Below are 19,884 nucleotides of genomic sequence, written 5' to 3' on the forward strand. Positions count from 1 at the left end.
AACAGGCCTACGTGTTATACATTTGAGCCAACTCGTTCTGAAGCTGCGTGGGGGTTTCATTGAGTTTTGCTTTCACAAATTTGTTGAGTGCTGCCGGCGAGTTGAAGCCCAGATCAAAGGCAATTTCTTTGTGGGTAATGTCCGCAAACATCAGCTGGCGTTTGATCTCGGTCAGGATCCGATTGTGAATGGTATTGATCGCGGTATCGCCGCAGTGTTTTTTGGTGATGGCATTTAGCCTTTTGGGGGTGATATAAAGCTGATCGGCATAATACTGCACCGATCGCTGTTCTTTGTAATTTTCATGCAGTAATTTTTTGAACTCGATATACAGATGCTGGTCTGCGGTCTTATTCCCCAGAACGGGATGCTGACCGTGTACCGATTCAATGAGTTTGAGTAAAAAGATCTTGATGTAAAAGCGTGCTTCTTCCTTGCGGACCAAACTCGGATGTTCATAGATATTTTTGATCAGCTGGATCGTATGTATACTTTCGGCAAACTCTGCCGCGGACAGGACGGTGTTGTTCAGTTGCGTCGAAAGATTGATATTATAGGGACTTAACTCGTTTTTGAGGATATCCGAACAGAATAATACCTCTTCAAATAAGATGATTTTGCCGGCCACCTGCTCTGAAATAGCCTGAATGGCGTGGACCTGGTTGGGGAAGATAACCGAAATCCGGCTGCTGTTCAGAATATATTGCCGGTCTTCGATCTGTAGTTTTAAGTCGCCGCTCTGGACCACTAAAATGCAAAAGTGATCTTTTTGATGTGGCGCTGTATAGGCATGTATATGCTCAGCATCCAGATCAAATACCCGAAAAGATAGTTTCTCATCTTCTATTTTTTTGAGCTGTTGTTTAAGCTGTAGTCGTTCCATCAAAAATTGCTGTTGTTTAAAAAGAAAGGCAAAGTTAGGGATTTTAAATTCAGCTCGACACCGTTGGCGCGTCATGCATATTACATTTTCTCGAAATCTGCCCTAGCTTTCCGACAAGTAGGCGCATAAGACGCTGAAATAAAAAGACCGGGAATAAGAAACCATAGCCGGCTTGTTTAAGATGACTTAAATAAGCCGACCGAATTGCTTAATTAAGTGTTGGTAGGGATAAAAAAAGCATATATACGGAAAAGGCAGCCTCCTCTGGCTGCCTTTCCTCGCGCGTGTATTTTAGCGTCATCCAGTTGTGATGCATCCGTCTAACGGGTTAGTGAAACAACACATTCTTGCGATTGCGTATTGAATTATAAATTGATCAAACGATATTAATGGCTCAGTTGTAATTTTCCGATAAAGGGGCGGCTATCGATCGTCGTAATCGCTTCTTTAATGGAATAGCATAGCTGGTAGTTTTCGCCCAGTATTTTTTTGCTAGATTCTATTTTGTCGTTTTCAACCTTATCGACAATCCAGGTTGGGTTTAACGGATCTGAATTAAATTTGGTGATTAATACTGTAAATCCTTCTTTCTGAGCACTGATTAAAGTGTCTTTTGTGATGTCTACTATTTTCATATTGAGATAATATACGAAAAAAAAAGGAAATAGGGTTTGCGTAGTTTAGTTGATGGCCTTGTCAACATCCTTACAATTGAACGAAAATATAGCTTCTTTAATGGATCCGGGCCTAAAATTAGCAGGTTCAGCGATCGGTCTATCCATCGTGAAGCAGATCGCAAAATAAATTAAATGTAACTAAAGGCAATCTGTATATGCATTATTCTACTGGTTTTAGTAGAAATCCATCATAAATTGACTTTCCTAAAAATAAAGCCTAATTTTGAGTGATCAACAATAACTAAACTACCAGGATGAATGTAACACATGTCAGACAACTGTTTACCCAGCTTTACGAAGAAAATTGGGTGAAGTTGTATGTACATGTTTTCCGGATGTTAAACGATCGGGACGAGGCCCGTGATATTGTACAGGAAATTTTTGCAAATCTCTGGGACCGTATGGAGCGGCTGGAAATCGAGCATTCTTATCAGGCTTATCTTTTTCGTTCGGCCCGTAATTTGGTGATCAATCGCATCGCAAGCCAGGATGTGGGACGTAAATATGAACATTACCTGGAGCATGCTGCCCCAGCATTTGAAATGATGCCCGACGAGTTGTTGCGGGAGAAAGAATTAGCCGAGCAGATTGATCAAGCGATTGAAAAGCTGCCGCGCAAAATGGCTTTGATCTTCAAAAAAAGCCGTTTCGAGCAACGGAGTTATCGGGAGATCGCCGAGGAACTCGAAATCTCTGAGCAGACTGTAAAAAAGCAGATATACAATGCGTTGACAGTCCTAAGAAAAAAAATACGAACTATTTTCATTTTTTTCTACCACTAAGTGGGCGATATCCTGTCTTCTAAACTGTAAACAGGATAGAATCTATGAAACAACGATTATCGAAACAATTACTGCAGAAGTATCAGCAGGGGATGTGCAGCGCCGAGGAAATTGCGTTTGTCGAGAGTTGGTACAACCAACTTAGTAGGACAAATAACGCAAAAGATATCCCGGAACTTGATCTGGCTGCCGAAGATCGCTATTTCCAACAACATATTTTTGGTCCCGAATTGCGAGCCAATCGCCATAGGAGAGCCTATCTGAAGGTCGCAGCCAGTATTGTATTCTTTTTGATGGCTGGAGCAGCGATGTACTTCTTTTCTGGACGCCAGCGATCTCCACAGCCACTGCCTTTTAGTGTCGGTCAATTCCAGGCCGATCTTTTGATCGGAAACGAAGTGGTCCGCCTGGACGAAAAGAAGCAGTTCAGCCCGGCATTGATGGAGCAGCGCAAGGGGGATCAAGTGGCAATCAAGACCAAAAAGGGGCAAGAATTCAAGATGGAACTTCCGGATGGTACCCTCGTATGGTTAAATGCAGACAGCAAGCTGGAAATCGGGCCGGGATACAACGTACAGGAGCGCTCGGTATTATTGACGGGTGAAGCCTACTTTAAAGTTGCAAAAAATAAAGCGAAGCCCTTTATTGTTCATGTCGGCAACACAAGTATTGAAGCTCTGGGGACAGCTTTCAACGTCAAGTTGTATCCAAATGATAGTCAGCTCTTGACCACGCAGCTCGACGAAGGAAAAATAAGTGTCAGCAATGCTAGCCTGCAGGAGATTCTGCTACCTGGACAGATCATCAAGCTGAATGTGCTGAATGGGGACTTCCAGCTTCAGCAAGAAAACAAACAGCAGGATGCTGCCAACTGGAAAGACGGTTACTTTGAATTTGACCAGACACCGCTTCCTGAGATTTTGGCTGATCTTGCCCGTTGGTACAATTTCACCTATAGCCTGTCACCTGTTTATAAAAATAAAGTCCTTAGCGGAAAAATCAGCAAAAAAGAGTCCTTTGAGGAGGTGCTGAAGATATTACGGTTCGCCGGTATAAATTATAAAATAGACAAGGATAGACTCTTACTTGTTCCCTAACCAAAGAAGAAACAAACGAATTTTCAATCTAAATACCCTATGAAACAGTCCGTAAAAACACTGCTATTTATGCTGATGCATGTCAATGGCTATGCCTTTAGCCAGCAGGGAGACAAGCCATCCGAACATGTTCAATTTAAACAGCTCGTCAAAGCCATCGAGCAGCGTAGCGATTATCGCTTTGTGTATGATCCCAATGAAATTAGCCCCGATCTGCGTGTCGATGTCAATTTGACCAATGCCAATATCCCGGAACTACTTAAACAGGCATTCTCGGGAAAAGGCATCCGCTACCAAATTGTAAAAAACACCATCGTGCTCCAGGGGAAAGCAGCTGGCAAAGCCCAGCAGGCTACGATCAGTGGTCGGGTCAGCAATGCTGCCGGTGTAGCGCTTGAAGGGGTCAGTGTCCGTGTTAAAAATAAGGTAGTCAGTACAGTGACCGATGCCAGCGGCCGTTTTAGTTTAAATGGGCTGCTGCAGGATGATATACTGCTCCTGAGTTATGTTGGCTATCGCAGCAAGGAAGTGAAGCTTGCGGGCAACGGCAGCATTGAAATAAGTCTTGATATAGACCCGGGTAATCTGGATGAAGTGGTCGTTATCGGTTATGGTACATCATCGATACGCAAAAATACGGGATCCGTATCCAGCGTGACCAGCAAGGAAATAGAGACACAGCCGGTATTAGACCCCTTAGCGGCATTGCAGGGCCGCGTGGCCGGGCTCAATATCGCATCCAATTCGGGGCTGCCGGGTAGCTCTTTTCAGGTGCAACTGCGTGGTGTTAATTCACTGAGCAATGGCAGCAGTCCCCTTTATATTATCGATGGTATTCCATTTTCGGACGAAAACATGAATCAGTTTGCCTCGGCCAATGGGAATCAAAGCCCACTAAGCCTGATCAATCCAAAGGATATTGAACGGATTGATGTGCTTAAGGATGCCGATGCAACAGCCATTTATGGCTCCCGAGGAGGGAATGGAGTGATCCTGATAACCACGAAAAAAGGAAATAAAAGCGGGCTTAAAATAGATTTTAATGCCAATATTGGCTCTGGTAAAGCCATTCGGAATCTGAAGATGCTCAATACCGAGCAATATCTGGAAATCCGTAAGGAAGGATTTAAAAACGATAATTGGACCGCGACGGCAGATAATGCGCCGGATCTACTGACCTGGGATCAGTCTGCTTACAGCGACTGGCAAAAAGAGTTTTATGGTGCAAGTGCTCCTTTCTCAACGTATCAGCTGTCGTTTTCGGGTGGAAACGAATATACCCAATACCTGGCCAGTGCCAATTTCAATCGCCAGGGTGATCCATTGCCCGGTAATCAAAATTATCAGCGTGGAGGTGCGCTGTTGAATCTGTCTACGCAGTCCAAAGATCAGCGATTTAAACTCAACAGCAGTTTCAACCTCAATCTGGACCGTAACAATACAGTGTCGACGGATATTGCGCAGTTTTATAACCTGGCGCCCAATTATCCCATATACGACGAAAAGGGCGACTATTATTGGTTTCAGCAGACCTTGCAGAATCCCGCCGCCTACATGGAGCGGTCGAGTGTTTCTAAATCAAAATCCCTGCTGGCCAACTTTTCAGCTGAATACGCGATCTTGCCCGAATTGGTTGCTAAAATCAATGTAGGGTATAATCTCAAAAGCATGGACCAGACACGCCTGCTGCCCAATGCCGGATTTAATCCATTGACCAGTACAGGGTCAACGGCCTCTTACGGGAACTCGGATTATCAGTCCTACATCGTTGAGCCACAATTGAATTACAGCAAAACGTTTGGTAAACATGAATTTAAGTTCCTTTTGGGCGGTACCTGGCAGCAGCGGATCAGCGAAGGTAAATACTTGGATGGCAGCAGCTACCCAAGTGATTCCCAGCTAGGCAACATGGCTGCCGCAGGTGTCATTACGATCCGCAACAATCAGTATGCAGATTACCGCTACCAGTCTGCATTTGGCCGTATCAATTATGCGTATGCCGACAGGTACCTTGTGAATGTTAGCTACCGAAGGGATGGCTCGTCCCGCTTTGGCCCCAACAATAAGTACGGTAATTTTGGGTCGATAGGTGCCGCCTGGGTATTCAGCAGCGAAGAATTTTTAAAGGATCAGTCTATCCTTAGCTTCGGAAAGCTGCGTGCCAGCTGGGGGGTGACGGGCAATGACCAGATCGGAGATTACCAGTACCTAGATACCTGGGGAACGGGCTTTGCCTACCAGGGCATCACCGGGCTTTATCCGGCACGGGTATTTAATCCCAATTTTGGATGGGAAGAAATTAAAAAGAAAGAACTGGGCCTCGACCTTGGTTTTCTCAGGGACCGTATTTTCCTCACAGCCAATTATTACAACAATAGATCGGATAATCAGTTGATCAATATCGTGCTCGCGCCGCAGACGGGCTATAATTCCTATTTTGGTAATACCCCGGCACTGATCGAAAATAAGGGCTTGGAGTTTGAGCTGAGCAGTGTTAATATCCAAAAGGAAAAGTTCAGCTGGAAAACCAATTTCAATATTACTTTTCCATCCAATACCCTGCTCGAATATCCTGGACTTGCAAATAGCAGTGATGCGAGGCGATACGTCATTGGCGAGTCCACACGTATCGTCCGTGGATTTCAGTTTACCGGAGTGGATCCGCAAACTGGGGTCGCTCAATTCCGGGATGTGGATGGCGATGGGAAGATCAGTGATTTCAATGACTATGTGACTTTGGGATCACTGCTGCCCAAGTATTATGGTGGTATCGGCAATAATCTAAGTTATGGCAATGTGAGCCTTGGATTCCTCTTTCAGTTTGTCAAACAGGAGGGACCATCCATTGGGTATGGCCCACTGGCGACGACCATTGGCGCTTTGGCCAATCTGGATGAATATGTATTAGACCGTTGGCAGCAGCCTGGAGATGTGACGGATGTGCCACGCGCTACCGCCAATAGCGCCAACGAAGCCAACATAGCTTATCGTAATTACTACCGCTATTCATCAGCTGTATGGGACGACGCTTCATTCATCCGCTTGAAAAATGTATCGCTCAGTTACGATATTTCCAAATGGACCCAGAAGATCAATATCAGCCGGGCGCTGGTACAATTCAATGCGCAGAATCTCTTTACCTGGACAAGCTTTAGGGGGATGGATCCGGAGATGCCGGGTTTTGACCGCACGTATCTCTCGGATGTCAATCCTTTTGGTTCGGTACGGAGCAGCGCCACGCCATCGATGCGTACCTATACTTTTGCGGTTCAGCTCACTTTTTAATGATCATAAAACGACTAAAGACTTATCCCATGAACAAATATATCATCTACAGCCTTTTTGCAGCACCACTGATGAACATATCCTGCAATAAATTTCTGGCAGTGGACCCACCCAAGACAGAAGTGGCGGCAGAGTCGGCCTTCAGTGACGAAAAGACGGCCACAGCAACCCTGGGCGGACTCTATACCAGTATGAACAACTACAACAACCAGTTTGCCAGTGGACTGATGACCATTGTGCTGTCCAGTCTGGCCGACGATTACAACTCAGCCTTTACAACCTACGATGAGTACAAATACAATAAACTAAGTCCGGCGACCTCGTATCTCGATCGGCTCTGGTCGCAACCTTATAGCTATATCAATCACAGCAATAAGATTATCGAGGGCGTGGAAGCTTCGGCACTCAGCAGCACGGTAAAGGCACAGCTATCGGCTGAAGCCCGTTTTACGCGGGTGTTCAATTACTTTTACCTGAGCAACCTCTTCAATAAAGTACCCCTGATCACGGATACCAAAGATCTGGAGGCCAACAACCGAAAAGGTCCGGCCTCCCGGGAGGAGCTCTATGCGTTCATGGTGGATGATCTGAAGAAAGCTGCTGCCGATATTGCTGATGCCTATCAGGGCAATGAGCGTACCCGCCCAAATAGAAAAGCGGTTGACGCGCTATTGGCCCGGGTATATCTGTATCACGCAGACTGGGCTAATGCCGAAGAGATGGCCGACAAAGTCATCGCTGATAATCGGTATGAACTGTCGCGTGATCTAAATACCGTTTTTTTGAAAACGAGCAAAGAGGCGATCTGGCAGCTGCAGACAGTTAATCTTTCTACTGCCGGGGTCAACACCTGGGAAGGTTTCAGTATCGTTCCGGCAGTAGCTACGGCACGGAGTTACTATCAGGTGTATGATACCACGGTAGCGGCCTATGAAGATAATGACTTACGTAAAACAATGTGGTTAAAGCCTTATGTTGTAAGTAATAAGACGCTTTATATGCCCTATAAGTACAAGCTGCGTACGGGCACACCTGTTACCGAATACAATACCGTGCTGCGTCTTGCCGAGCAGTATCTGATCCGTGCCGAAGCGCGGCTGAACCAAAATAAGTTGCAGGCGGCACTACAGGATATCAATCTGATCCGTGAGCGTGCAGGCCTTGCCGCGCTGCCACAAACGATGGACAAGGCGGGCATCGCCCTGGCGCTTGAAAAAGAACGCCAGCTGGAACTGCTCGGTGAATGGGGCCACCGCTGGTTTGACCTGGTCCGCACGAACAGGGCCCTGCCTGTACTTTCAAAGGTCAAAACAGACTTTAGTGAAAGCGATACCAAAATACCGATCGCCAGTGCTATTTTAATCACAAATGCTAACCTCCAACAGAATGATTAAGCTATTCAAATACGCGTTGCTGCTTTGCCTGCTCCAGGCAAGCCTGCTGTTGCAGGCACAAGTCAGCATTTTGCCAGAAAAAGCAGCGGCCGGTGATACCGTGACCATCAGCTTTGATCCGGGTAAATCTGCTGCTGCTCATCGTGCAGGGCCATTTTTCGTGGATTTCAACTATTCGAATTTTTATGAATTCCCGAGCCGGATGCCCATGCAGCGAGAAGGCGGACTGTGGCGTGTACGGTTTAAATTGCCTGCCTATGCCAACTTTTCCTGCTTTACGATCGCCGACAAAGACAAAAAATTTGTACAGCAGGCAAGCGATAGCAGTCAATATGAGATCTACGTCTATAAGCAGGGGAAACTGATTGCTGGTAATTACCTGGGAAAATCCTACAGCGTACCGGTTCAGGATAAAACCTCGGATCATATCGTTGCGACACAGGAATATTACCTCAAAAAAGAGTTGAGCTTATATCCCGACAACTATGAGGCGCAGCTCCGTCTGATTGTGCTACAGATGAAAACCAGTAGTCCGGCCCAGCAGGCGCGGCTGTTGAAAAAGGGTTTGGCCGTGGTGGAACAGAAATTCCGAAGCAATCCACTCTTTGAAGGTAACCTCAACAAGGTGACCATGGGCTATCTGATACTCGGTCAGAACCAAAAAGTGGATTCGATCCGTCAGGTCGTGATCAACGAGTTTCCCAACAAGAAGATCGGGATATCTTATCGGCTCAATAAATTGTTCCGCGAGCAGGATTCCGCCACCGTGGTCGCGAAGATAGGGGAGCTTCTTTCGCTCAAAACGGCCGATAATGAGACGGCCTATGGCAGCGCTTACGAATATCTTTTTAACTACTATGTGCGGCACGGCGACAGCGTACAGGCCCGGAAATATCTGCCCCTGATTACCAGTTGGGAACAAGATCCCTATAAATGGCGCACCTACAATGAGTATGTGCAGCTGCTATTGGATCATAAGCTAATGCTGCAAGATGCATCCAAACTCAATTTATATCTACTTGATAGTGTTGCGGCCTATCCCGTGAGTCTAATACGCTATTTCCCGGAAACGGGTTATCTCGTTGCCCATGATCCGGCCAAGGCCGATAAGCTCAGGGCGATAAAAGCTGAAATTATGGCCAATCAGGGACTGATAACCGCTCAGCTAAATCAGCCCGAAGCTGCCCGAGAATGGTTTGCCAAAAGCATCCCTACACTTCAATCGGCGGCATTGCTCCGCGCAGTGGCCGTGCAGTATCAACAGTGGAATGATCCGACCAGTGCTATACCCGTATTGGAGGCAGCCTATCGGCATGCTCCTTTTGACCCAGCGATCCGGCAGCTTCTCGACAGCGCGCTCGTTAAAACAGGGATGAGCAATGCTGCTGAACGGCAAGCTTATTTTAGCAAGCTTGACAAGCAATGGAAACAGGGGTATTACCAGGAGTTTCAGAAAATCATCGGCAATACACCATTTCCAGAAGACATCAGCCTAGTTGATATGGACAAGAAACCTTTGCTGAAAGCGGAACTCATGGACAAGATTGTCATCATTGATTTCTGGGCTACCTGGTGTAAGCCCTGCATTGCCTCTTTTCCCTATTTGCATCAGGTGTACAAAAAATATGCGGACGACCCGCAAGTGAAATTCGTTGTACTCAATTCGGGCAGTGGAAATAGCTGGGACGACGCCTACAAATGGGCACAGGCCAATCCCCAATTTGACTTTCCATTTTATTACAACCAAGATAAAAAGCTCAGTAGCAGGCTGGAAATAACGTCAATTCCGACAACGTTAATCCTGGACAAAAAAGGAAACATTCGTTTTCGAAAGGTGGGGTTTGAAGGTGAAAAGCTATTGCAAAGCCTCGATGCCATGATCGAATACTTAAAAGAATTGGAACAATAATGCGTTGTTTTTTCATTCCTTTGTTTGACCTGGCTGCGGGCAAGCAAAGGAATGAAAAATTAGCGCAATGAGCTATTGTCGTGGTAGCTATTCATGATCCTGAGGTTTCAATAAGGTTTTTTGTTACTACCTTATTGATGCCTATTGCCTTTATGGTAATACGAAATATTTTTGTTGATCCCTTGCGCCGCATCATTTCTGTTAGGCGATACCAATACGGGCACATATTGCAATGACACAATATCAATCGTGTCGATTTCAGGCATTTTAAGCGGGCGGTACCAAGAAGGTGGGTTCGTTAGATTGCCCGTCTGTTTGCCATCTGTTTTTTCTGTTGATTCTTGTACAGTTCCTTGTTTCCAGCGTCTGTATACAAGCAATGCTGCTCCAGCAACTGCCGTGATAATCAGTCCGATTTGTGCTTTCATGCTTTCTTTTTAAGAATTGAACAAAATTCCTTACAAAAAGTTCAACAAAAAACAAATCGACGGCTTTTGGTCCCCTTTGTAAGAACGATCACAACGATCAATAAAAAAAATCTACTATTTTAGTATACATTATTTTATTTTAATGCTTACATTTGTTTAATCGTAGTTTCAATTGGCGTTGGCGACGATTTAATCACTATCTAAACAAAGTAAAAATGAAACAGCATTATCTAAACCATCTTTTCACAGTAAGTACACCATCTTTTCCAAAAGCTTATAGGGCGTTCTCTGCGCCTCGAATGTGTAGCTAGTAAAATTCTCCAATTCTTGTGATAAATAGGGCAATAATTCGGGTATTGCTCACTATCCTTTTGCTATAAACATGTTTATGGCCAGTACATCTATTTTTTAAACTAAACGATTCTACCTATGAATAAGAGAAGAATACTACACTATTCGGCGTACCTGTTATTGGCAGGCCTGGCAGAACAGCCATTGGTAACTTACGCACAGGAAACTCCAAAAACGATTATAAATGCATCCTTCCGGGGGCAGGTGATTGATGCCGAAAATGGCCAGCCTATTGAAGGTGCTACGGTCAAGCTTTATGGTGTTACGCATGCTGTGACCACAGACCGAAAGGGCAATTTTGCTTTTGTCACCGGACAAAAGCTACCGGCACGTGTCGTCGTCTCATCCGTCGGCTATAAGGAGCAAATCGCCCTTATTGAAGAGCCGGGGGATACTGTACGCTTGGTGCGTGAGGACCGTACGCTGGAAGAAGTCGTCGTCGTGGGCTATGGAACCCAAAAACGAAAAGACTTTACGGGTGCAGCATCAACAATATCCGCAGAAGCAATCAAAGATATCCCTGTACAAAGTTTTGACCAGGCCCTGGCGGGAAAAGCCTCGGGGGTAAGTATATCTTTGCCGAATGGATTGCTCAATAATCCACCTGTTATACGGGTGCGGGGCCTGAATTCGATATCCCTCAGTTCGTATCCTTTGATTGTCATCGATGGTATTCCCGTCAATACGGGTAATATTGGTACATCTAATGTGGCCAATAATCCGCTGGCGGATATCAATCCCTCGGATATCGAATCTATTGATGTATTGAAAGATGCGGCTTCTACTTCAATCTATGGTTCGAGGGCAGCAGGCGGTGTACTGATCGTAACGACCAAAAAAGGTAAACAAGGCCGCGCAAAAGTCACCTACGATGTCTGGGGCTCTGCGGTATCCGCGACACGTTTGCCTAAGCTGCTGAATGCCAATCAGTATATCGATATCAAAAATGAAGCTGTATTGAACAACAAGATCTTGTCAGGAAACGCTACCAACGATAAGGTGGCTAGTGCGCTTTTCTTCCCGCAGTATGATGCCAATGGTAAGCTGGTTGAAACGAATTGGTACGATCATGTCTATAACACCGGCTATAGCCACAACCATAGCCTCGCCGTAAGCGGAGCCAACGCAAATACACAGTATTATTTTTCGGGAAATTACTCGGACCAGGAAGGCTTTTTTGCAAAAAACAGCTTCGACCGGAAGGGCCTGCGGTTTAATATAGAGCATAAAGTTAACGATTGGTTCTCGCTTGGTAGTAACCTGACTTACAACAATACCTTCAACGACGCCAAAAATTCGGGTTCACTGCCCAGCAGCCAGCTGCTGTTGATCGGTGGCGCTCGATTGGCGCTGGTATTGCCGCCAAATGTTTCAGCATATAAAGATGACGGTAGCTACAATTTAAGCAGCACGGGTTTATTAGGGTCCGGAGCCAACTTGTTTACGAACACACTTTACAATCCTGAAGCATTATTTGCCTACAGCAAATACACGACTGGGAATGATCATATCTTGGGAAACCTGCATGCCTCGCTCAATTTGTTGAAAAACTTAAAATTCACCACGACCTATGCGGTAGACCGTAACCTGTCCACTACCAAAACGTATTTGAGCCCCAATCTGGGCTCATCGGGCTATACAAATGGTGGATCGGTCACCAATGTGAGCAGTCTGCGCAACAACTGGAATTTTACCAACAGCCTAAGCTATGATCAGGTGTTTGCCGAAAAGCATGCCCTGACGCTGTTAGTGGGGTACGATATCCAAAAATACGACAACGATAGCTGGAATGCATCGCAAAACAACGCCTCTGATCCGTTTTTTGAAAACTTTCAGGGCAATTGGACAACACTATCCGGGGCTGGCGGGAGTGTTACGGAGCGTTTCTACCGCTCTACCTTTGTCCGTGCCACTTACAACTACAACAAGCGCTATTTCCTGACGGCCAATTTTAGAAGGGATGGTAATTCGGCTTTGGGAGCAAACAGCAAGTACGGTGATTTTGGTGGCGTGTCGCTGGGCTGGTCTATTTTTGAAGAGGATTTCTATAAGAATAGCAGCTTGGCAAACCTACTGGGCGACTTGCGTTTCCGGGGGAGCTGGGGTAAGGTCGGCAATGGAAATCTTTCGGCTTATGAATCGCTCAACCTCTATAGCTCATCGCTCTATGGAACAGTGCCTACCTGGAGCATGTCGCAGGCGGGTGATCCGGATCTGGGCTGGGAGACTTCCGAACAGACCAATTTGGGGCTGAGCTTGGACTTAGCGCATAAGCGCCTGCATGTGGATGTCGATTACTTTAGAAACAATGTGAATGGACTTATTCTGGATGTACCACAGTCGCCATCAAAAGGTATTCCAGGTAACAGTATCCTTAAAAATGTCGGCAGCATGTATAACCGCGGGATCGAATTTGCTATCAGTGGTGATATCGTCAAAAAAAGGGATTTTACCTGGAACTCATCGCTTAATTTTACGCATGTAAAAAATAAAGTCACATCGCTGTCTGCCGGCAATGCTGATATCATTGGCTATACGCACACCACCACTGAAGCCAACAACATTACACGTGTGGGGTACGCGGTGGGTAGCCTGTACGGTGCAGTCACTGATGGTGTAAATCCTGAAAATGGGCAGCGGATATTTATCAATAAAAATGGCGAGCGTGTGCAATATAGTGCTGCGGTAGCTTCAGGACAGAGCAATTGGACCTATTTGGACGGCCGCATTGCTAATCCGATCACGGTAGCCGACTATCAGGTCTTGGGGACGGCACTGCCAACTTATTACGGCGGCTTTAATAATTCATTCCGCTATAAAGCTTTTGATGCTGCGGTCAATTTCACCTTTGCAGGTGGTAATAAAGTCATGAACGGTACAAGAGGTACGCTACTGGATCAGCGTTTTTACAACAATTCGGTCGAAGTGCTCAATCGATGGACTACGGCAGGGCAGCAGACTGACATACCTCGACTGGTCTATAACGATGTGATCTCAAACGGTTCTGCTGGATTTTCCATCGATCAAAATGCCGAGAAAGCTGATTTCCTACGTTTGCAACAGTTAACGCTGGGCTACACATTCCGTGGTAACCTGTTTAATAAGATCGGACTTTCTACTATCCGGATCTATGGTCAGGCGTCGAATCTTTTCTTGATCACGGGATATTCGGGTACAGATCCTGAGTCTTCTTCCAACGGAAATTCTAATACCTCCATCGGTGTGGAAAAGAACTCGATCGGACAGGGACGTACCTGGACAGCTGGTTTAAATGTCTCATTCTAAAAATCTGAAAACATGAAAATTAACACAAAAAGAAATCTCTACTTAGTCAGCACATTATTACTGGTATCTACCCTAAACTCCTGCAAAAGGGATGACGGATTGTTTCCTGTGCCGACTACATCTATATCAGATAAAAACGTCTTTGATACGCCTGCTCGGATCGAGGGGGTCGTCAATGGCATTTATAAAAGTTTAAAAGGAGCCAGTTTGTATGGCGGGCGTTATCTCCTTTACCAGGATGTCCGTGGCGAGGATTTTATTAATGTTACGGCCAATAGCTATACAGCCTATGAAAGCTGGAACAATTCCTACAGTTCGGGATCCAATGATATCAACAACCTCTGGTCTGCGGCTTATACCACGATTAACGGTGCAAATATTCTGATTGCTGCCCTTAGTCCCGGGACTGAAGTGATCGGGACTGAACTTTCCAAAGCTTATATTGCAGAAGCAAAGTTCCTGCGTGCAGTAGCTTATTTTAGCTTGGTAACGGTATTTGCGCAACCCTACAACAAAGATCAGGGGGCCTCGCCGGGACTACCATTACGCCTGCAGGCCGAGGTCGACGGAAACAACAATGATCTGGCCCGCAGTACGGTTGCACAGGTGTACAAGCAGATCTTGAGCGATCTCGATGAGGCTGAAAAGGATTTGCCAGAAAACTATTCAACAGCACTGCTCAATACAACGCGGGCACATAAAAATACAGCCCGGGCATTCAAAACCAGGGTTTACCTGACGATCAATAATTATGCAAAGGTACTGGAGGAAGCAAAAAAGATCGTCCCGCAGCAAATTGCACCATTTAAGGCGCAGCAAGGCGTTGCGAATGAGTTACAGACAGATATTACGACGATTTTTGGTGGCAATTATACCACGCCGGAATCCATTTTAAGTATGCCGGCGAGTACCACAGATGCACTTTCGGGGCAGTCTGCGATAGGTTATGTCTATCTGGTCAATAAAGAATATTATCTTAATCCAAATGGTATTCTAAACGACACGCAGTGGCGTCAGGCGGACAAACGGCGCAGCCTCCTTCAGGCAAATGGTGACAAACAGTACCTGAAAAAGTATGCTAAGGCTTCGCCCTACGTAGACTATATTCCGGTTATTCGCTATGCTGAGGTCTTGTTAAATTATGCAGAAGCTGCTGCGCAGGCGGAACAGCTAACGATCGCAGGGACACTCTTAAAGGCTGTACACCAACGATCTGATGCGAGTTTTGAATTTCCTGTGGCCGCTCTGGCAAGCAAAACGGCCATCTTGGAAGCTATTGCCAAAGAACGACGAATTGAATTGCTCGGTGAGGGTTTGCGGGGACATGATTTGCTCCGTCAATTGAAAGAGCTGCCCGCAAAAGGTGATGCCAATATACAGACACCTTCGGTACCTACAACAGCCCAGAACTATATTTTTCCAGCGCCGAATACCGAATTGGCGGCCAATAAACTTTTTAACTAAACTAGTCAAACATGAATAAGACAAGTAAACTCCTTATTCCTTTACTGCTGGCCAGTGCAGGATCCTTACAGGCACAACAACAGACCCTGTCACTCAAAGGAACGGTCAAGAATGGCGATGCTACTGTTGTGTATCTGCAACGTTTTGAAAACAAAATATTTACGGTGATTGATTCTGCTCAGGTGAAAAAGGGCTCCTTTGCTTTCCGGAAGCAACTTCCGCTGCCGGACCTGTATGGCATTTCTACAGAGCGGGATGTGGTTCCGAGCTATGTTTTTCTGGATGTAGGGGATAATAAAGTGACGATCGATGCAAAAGATGACAACAGACAGTCGGTATCCTTATCTGGGTCAAAAAGCCAGGAACTCTTTGAAGAATATCGGGCGCAGCGCAAACCCGATATACGATCTTTCATCCAAAAATATCCGGATAATATCGTTTCTAGCTACCTGCTTTATAGGGAATGGTCCTATCGATTGTCTCCGGAAGAACTGGAAGCGCATATCGCCCTGCTCTCTGGGCCTCAGCAGCAATCGCGTTATATACAGGATCTCCGCAAAATCATCGCCGTGACGCGGCAGGTAGCCGTAGGCAAGAAAGCCCCGGCCATTGTCGCCAATGACCCTGATGGAAACCCGCAGGCTCTCTACGATCATTTGGGGAAATATACATTGATTGATTTTTGGGCTTCATGGTGTCCTCCCTGCCGAAAGGAGAATCCGAATATTGTGGCCAATTATCAAAAATATAAATCCCAGGGCTTTGAAATTTATGCCATTTCACTGGACAAGAAAAAAGAAGCTTGGCTCAAAGGTATTGCCGACGATCACCTGACCTGGCAGCATGTCTCCGAATTAAAATACTGGAATAGCGAAATTGCCACTACCTATGCTGTCCGTGCAATTCCCGCCAATTTTTTGGTGGACGATAAGGGGACAATCATTGCCAAGAATGTCCGTGGCGAAGAACTGGGCAAGGTGTTGGACAGTTTGTTTAATCAAGGGAAAACCGAGATCGGCGGACTGAAAAAGGATTTTAAAGGGCAGAATCCGATTAGCTATGAATCGACCAAATCCCAAGCTATCGTCAAACAGGAACGCGGCACTTTCACAGTGGATCAACGGGTCTTTTTTAGCAATGACTATGATGGTGCCCGACTGAATGGCCTCACAAAATCCAGTGAAGGCGTGTACCACCTGCAGGTAGCGCCGGAACGCACGCCGATCAATCCGAGTCCCTGGTATGGTTTTCAGGTCTGGTCCACCCGCGATACGACGATAAAAATCCAGCTTGACTATCCTTCTGGCGTGCGTCATCGCTACGACCCGAAAGTGAGCACAGACGGAACGAACTGGAATAAGCTCAACGGTGCTTCTTTTGACCTGCCGATCTCCAGTAAGAGAACATGGATCTCGGCACAGGCAAATATTCCCTCCAAAGCCGTATATAGCTGGATTGAACAGGTAAATCCTGCTGTTCAAATACAAAAACAGGAAGTGGGTAAAACGGCCCTTGGCAAGCCAATTAACGTATATGTGGCGGGCAATCCGCAAAGTAAAAAGGCGATTGTGGTCCTCGGGAGACAGCATCCACCTGAGATTACAGGGCATTATGCATATGCCAGCTTTGTCGAATACCTCTTGGGCAACAGCGACGATGCAAAGCGGTTTCGTGAGAAATATAGTATTTACCTGATCCCCATCGTTAATCCCGACGGAGTGGATCTAGGGCATTGGCGTGCCAATGCCAATGGCGTTGACCTCAACCGTGACTGGGCCAAATTTAACCAGCCCGAGACTGTGGCGCTGCGCGATTATTTTAAACGGGAAATCGAGCAGCAGGGCCGCGACCTTTATTTTGCCATCGATTTTCATTCTACGGGAAGCGATATTTACTACACGGTGGATCCTGCCTTGCCAAGTCGGTTTCCAGGTTTTATTCCCACCTGGATAGCCGCAGTCAAAGAAGCTATTCCAGGGTATGAACCGCTGGTAAAGCCCCTGTATTTGGGTGGATCGACCTTCACGGCGTATAGCTATTTGTATAAAACGTATAATGCCGAAGCATTGGTCTATGAAATTGGCGACAACACCGACGCTGATTTTATACAGCGCAAAGCCCGTATTTCTGCACAAAAATTAATCGAAAAACTCAATGAAAGCTAGTCAATACAAACGCTGGAAGCACCACCTAATTTGTCTGCTGCTGGGGAGTATTTCTCCAGCTTTTGCCGGGGCATCGGCTACGGATAGTTTGATCGTGGCGAGTGATCTGGTTCGAATAAAAAATATCGTTGACCTACAGGTGAAACCGGACGGAAGTGAACTGGCTTATGCCGTGCGCGGGATTGTTGCCGATACGACCAAGCATGCCGGTTTTCGCTATGAAACGCTCTGGTATGTAAACAGAACTGCATCGGCAGCAAAGGCCGATCCGCTAAAGGTGGACCCGCAATTTACACAAATCTTGTACAGTACGGATGGACGCAGATGGGCTGTTGGCAAGGGAAGTAACAAACGTTCGCAGCTTTTTTTATTTCCATCAGATGGTCAAGAGCCTCAACAGCTAACCAAGCTCGAGCAGGGGCTGGGTACTGTACGATTCAGTCCAGACGGTTCGAAGGTACTTTTATCAAGTAGCTTTACACTTGGCGAGCTGGTAAAAAGTAAAGATTTCAATCCTGCTGGCCATGTGCCACCATGGTCGACGGAAAAACCAGCGGATAGCCATAATGTATCCTTATTAGCTGAACCTGCACAAGAAGATCGTGACGGCGGACTAGCGGAAATAATTGCTTATCTCAAACGTGATGAGCAGCAGGGTATCGCCAAAGTGGCCAACAAATTGCAGTTTCAGACAGAAAATTCAACGACGGGCGAAATCCGCTTTACACATTGGTACATCTTGGATCTCGCCGCCAAAACACAGCCTGCCCCTTTAACCCAGGGCTTTCGAAGCCATACAGGAGCGGAATTTTTAGGAAACAACAAAGTGCTTTTAAGCGTAGAGACCGAAAATGGTCTTCATCCGGACCGCGTAGCATCGACTGATCTGATCTTATTTGACCTGACTAATAAAAAAAGGAAAGTAATTTTGGGGGATAGCATACATCGCTTTCAGGTGGCTGCAGTATCGGCATCAGGAAAATGGGTTGCCGTGAATCGAGGCCTGCAGAATTCATTGACAGTCGGTGAATTGTTTATCTATGATACCCAAAACTGGAAAGGTAATAGCCTAGCTGTAGACCGTAGCCTAAGTAATATACAGTTTTCAGCAGATGAAAAATCAGTCTATTTTATTGCGTCGGATAGAGGCGGACGTACCATAAATCGCGCGGATATAAAAACCGGCAATATACGCACCTTGAGTTCGGTGGAAGAGGGGATCGGTGACTATTGGGTAAATGGTCAGAAAGCTTTCTACACAAAAACCACTTTTGCAAATCCATCAGAACTGTACCGTGCGGACGCCAATTTTAAAAATAGTGCTGTCATTAGTGCGGTCAATTCGGGATGGCTATCGGAAAAAAATATTGGTATTGCACAGAAAAACAGTTTTCGAAATGAAAAGGGGCTGGAGGTCGACTATTGGCTCTTGAAGCCTGCAGATTACCAGACGGACAAACGTTATCCGCTCTTAGTAGAGATTCATGGTGGGCCAGCTTCGATGTTCGGTCCTGCGGATGCCAGTATGTGGCACGAGTACCAGTACTTTCGTGCACGTGGCTATGCGGTTTTGTTTTCGAATCCCCGCGGTTCGAGCGGCTATGGGGAAAGGTTTTTAAAAGCTAATTTTAAAGACTGGGGACCTGGACCATCACGTGATGTCCTTAAGGCTGTGGATCTGTCGCTTGCGACCGGTATTGTCGATAGCACGCAGCTTTTTATCACTGGCGGATCTTATGGTGCATATCTAACCACCTGGATATTGGCGCATGAGAGCCGGTTCCGTGCTGCATCCAGTCAGCGTGGGGTGTATGATCTCTATGTATTTTTTGGTAGCGCCAATGTGTGGCCCATGTTGAAACGCTATTTTGATGGTTTTCCGTGGGAAAAGGGGATGCGGGATACCCTTTTGGCGCAATCGCCCACAACTTATGCCGAGAAGATAAAAACTCCTTTACTTATTTTCCATGGCGAGCAGGACAATCGTACAGGCCCTGTGCAGAGTGATTTTCTGTACAAGCAGCTCAAATATTTGGGACGCGATACGGAATACGTCCGACACCCGCACGCAGATCATGAGATCACACGCTCCGGAGATGTAGGCCAACGACTCGATCAGCTGTTGCGCACTTATGAATTCTTTGAACGTTATCGGCACTGATTC

At 46.2% G+C, this 19,884-nt stretch carries 12 protein-coding genes; 9 read left to right on the top strand and 3 right to left on the bottom strand.

The annotated features are described in order from the left end of the window. Nucleotides 1-7 precede the first annotated feature (7 nt). Complete coding sequence (locus OGI71_RS03795) at nt 8-883, bottom strand: helix-turn-helix transcriptional regulator (RefSeq protein WP_282253969.1); 876 nt, start codon at nt 881-883, stop codon at nt 8-10. A 386-nt stretch (nt 884-1,269) separates the two neighbouring features. Beyond that, the gene (locus OGI71_RS03800) at nt 1,270-1,518 is read right to left on the bottom strand and encodes a hypothetical protein (RefSeq protein ID WP_282253970.1); all 249 of its coding nucleotides are present in this window, start codon (nt 1,516-1,518) and stop codon (nt 1,270-1,272) included. A gap of 296 nt (nt 1,519-1,814) precedes the next feature. Here OGI71_RS03800 and OGI71_RS03805 point away from each other — a divergent pair, with 296 nt between their 5' ends. Genes OGI71_RS03805 through OGI71_RS03825 form a run of 5 tightly spaced genes read left to right on the top strand, consistent with a single transcriptional unit; the run spans nt 1,815 to nt 10,027 of the window. Next, complete coding sequence (locus tag OGI71_RS03805) at nt 1,815-2,342, top strand: RNA polymerase sigma-70 factor (RefSeq protein WP_282253971.1); 528 nt, start codon at nt 1,815-1,817, stop codon at nt 2,340-2,342. Between the two features lie 44 nt (nt 2,343-2,386). Beyond that, a complete protein-coding gene (locus tag OGI71_RS03810) occupies nt 2,387-3,439 on the top strand; it encodes a FecR family protein (RefSeq protein WP_282253972.1) in 1,053 nt (350 codons plus the stop codon). Nucleotides 3,440-3,478: 39 nt separating this feature from the next. Continuing rightward, entirely contained in the window at nt 3,479-6,724 is a 3,246-nt protein-coding gene (locus OGI71_RS03815) for a TonB-dependent receptor (RefSeq protein WP_282253974.1), read from the top strand. Then, nucleotides 6,724-8,118 carry a RagB/SusD family nutrient uptake outer membrane protein gene (locus tag OGI71_RS03820; protein WP_282253975.1) on the top strand — a complete coding sequence of 465 codons (1,395 nt, stop codon included), beginning with the start codon at nt 6,724-6,726 and terminating at the stop codon, nt 8,116-8,118. Before OGI71_RS03815 ends, OGI71_RS03820 begins: the two co-directional genes overlap by 1 nt. Then, entirely contained in the window at nt 8,111-10,027 is a 1,917-nt protein-coding gene (locus OGI71_RS03825; protein ID WP_282253977.1) for a TlpA disulfide reductase family protein, read from the top strand. Before OGI71_RS03820 ends, OGI71_RS03825 begins: the two co-directional genes overlap by 8 nt. A 131-nt stretch (nt 10,028-10,158) precedes the next feature. Here OGI71_RS03825 and OGI71_RS03830 read toward each other — a convergent pair whose 3' ends face one another. Further along, nucleotides 10,159-10,455, bottom strand: coding sequence for a hypothetical protein (locus tag OGI71_RS03830; protein WP_282253979.1), 297 nt, complete (start codon nt 10,453-10,455; stop codon nt 10,159-10,161). A gap of 429 nt (nt 10,456-10,884) precedes the next feature. Here OGI71_RS03830 and OGI71_RS03835 point away from each other — a divergent pair, with 429 nt between their 5' ends. From OGI71_RS03835 to OGI71_RS03850, 4 genes are read left to right on the top strand one after another with little or no spacing between them, the layout of a single operon-like run. Next, a complete protein-coding gene (locus OGI71_RS03835) occupies nt 10,885-14,091 on the top strand; it encodes a SusC/RagA family TonB-linked outer membrane protein (protein WP_282253980.1) in 3,207 nt (1,068 codons plus the stop codon). Between the two features lie 12 nt (nt 14,092-14,103). Continuing rightward, the gene (locus OGI71_RS03840; protein ID WP_282253981.1) at nt 14,104-15,555 is read left to right on the top strand and encodes a RagB/SusD family nutrient uptake outer membrane protein; all 1,452 of its coding nucleotides are present in this window, start codon (nt 14,104-14,106) and stop codon (nt 15,553-15,555) included. Nucleotides 15,556-15,566: 11 nt separating this feature from the next. Next, nucleotides 15,567-17,720 carry a M14 family zinc carboxypeptidase gene (locus OGI71_RS03845; RefSeq protein WP_282253982.1) on the top strand — a complete coding sequence of 718 codons (2,154 nt, stop codon included), beginning with the start codon at nt 15,567-15,569 and terminating at the stop codon, nt 17,718-17,720. Next, the gene (locus OGI71_RS03850) at nt 17,710-19,881 is read left to right on the top strand and encodes a S9 family peptidase (protein ID WP_282253983.1); all 2,172 of its coding nucleotides are present in this window, start codon (nt 17,710-17,712) and stop codon (nt 19,879-19,881) included. Before OGI71_RS03845 ends, OGI71_RS03850 begins: the two co-directional genes overlap by 11 nt. Nucleotides 19,882-19,884: the final 3 nt, after the last annotated feature.

This window comes from Sphingobacterium sp. ML3W, assembly GCF_029542085.1.
Taxonomy (GTDB): Bacteria; Bacteroidota; Bacteroidia; order Sphingobacteriales; family Sphingobacteriaceae; genus Sphingobacterium.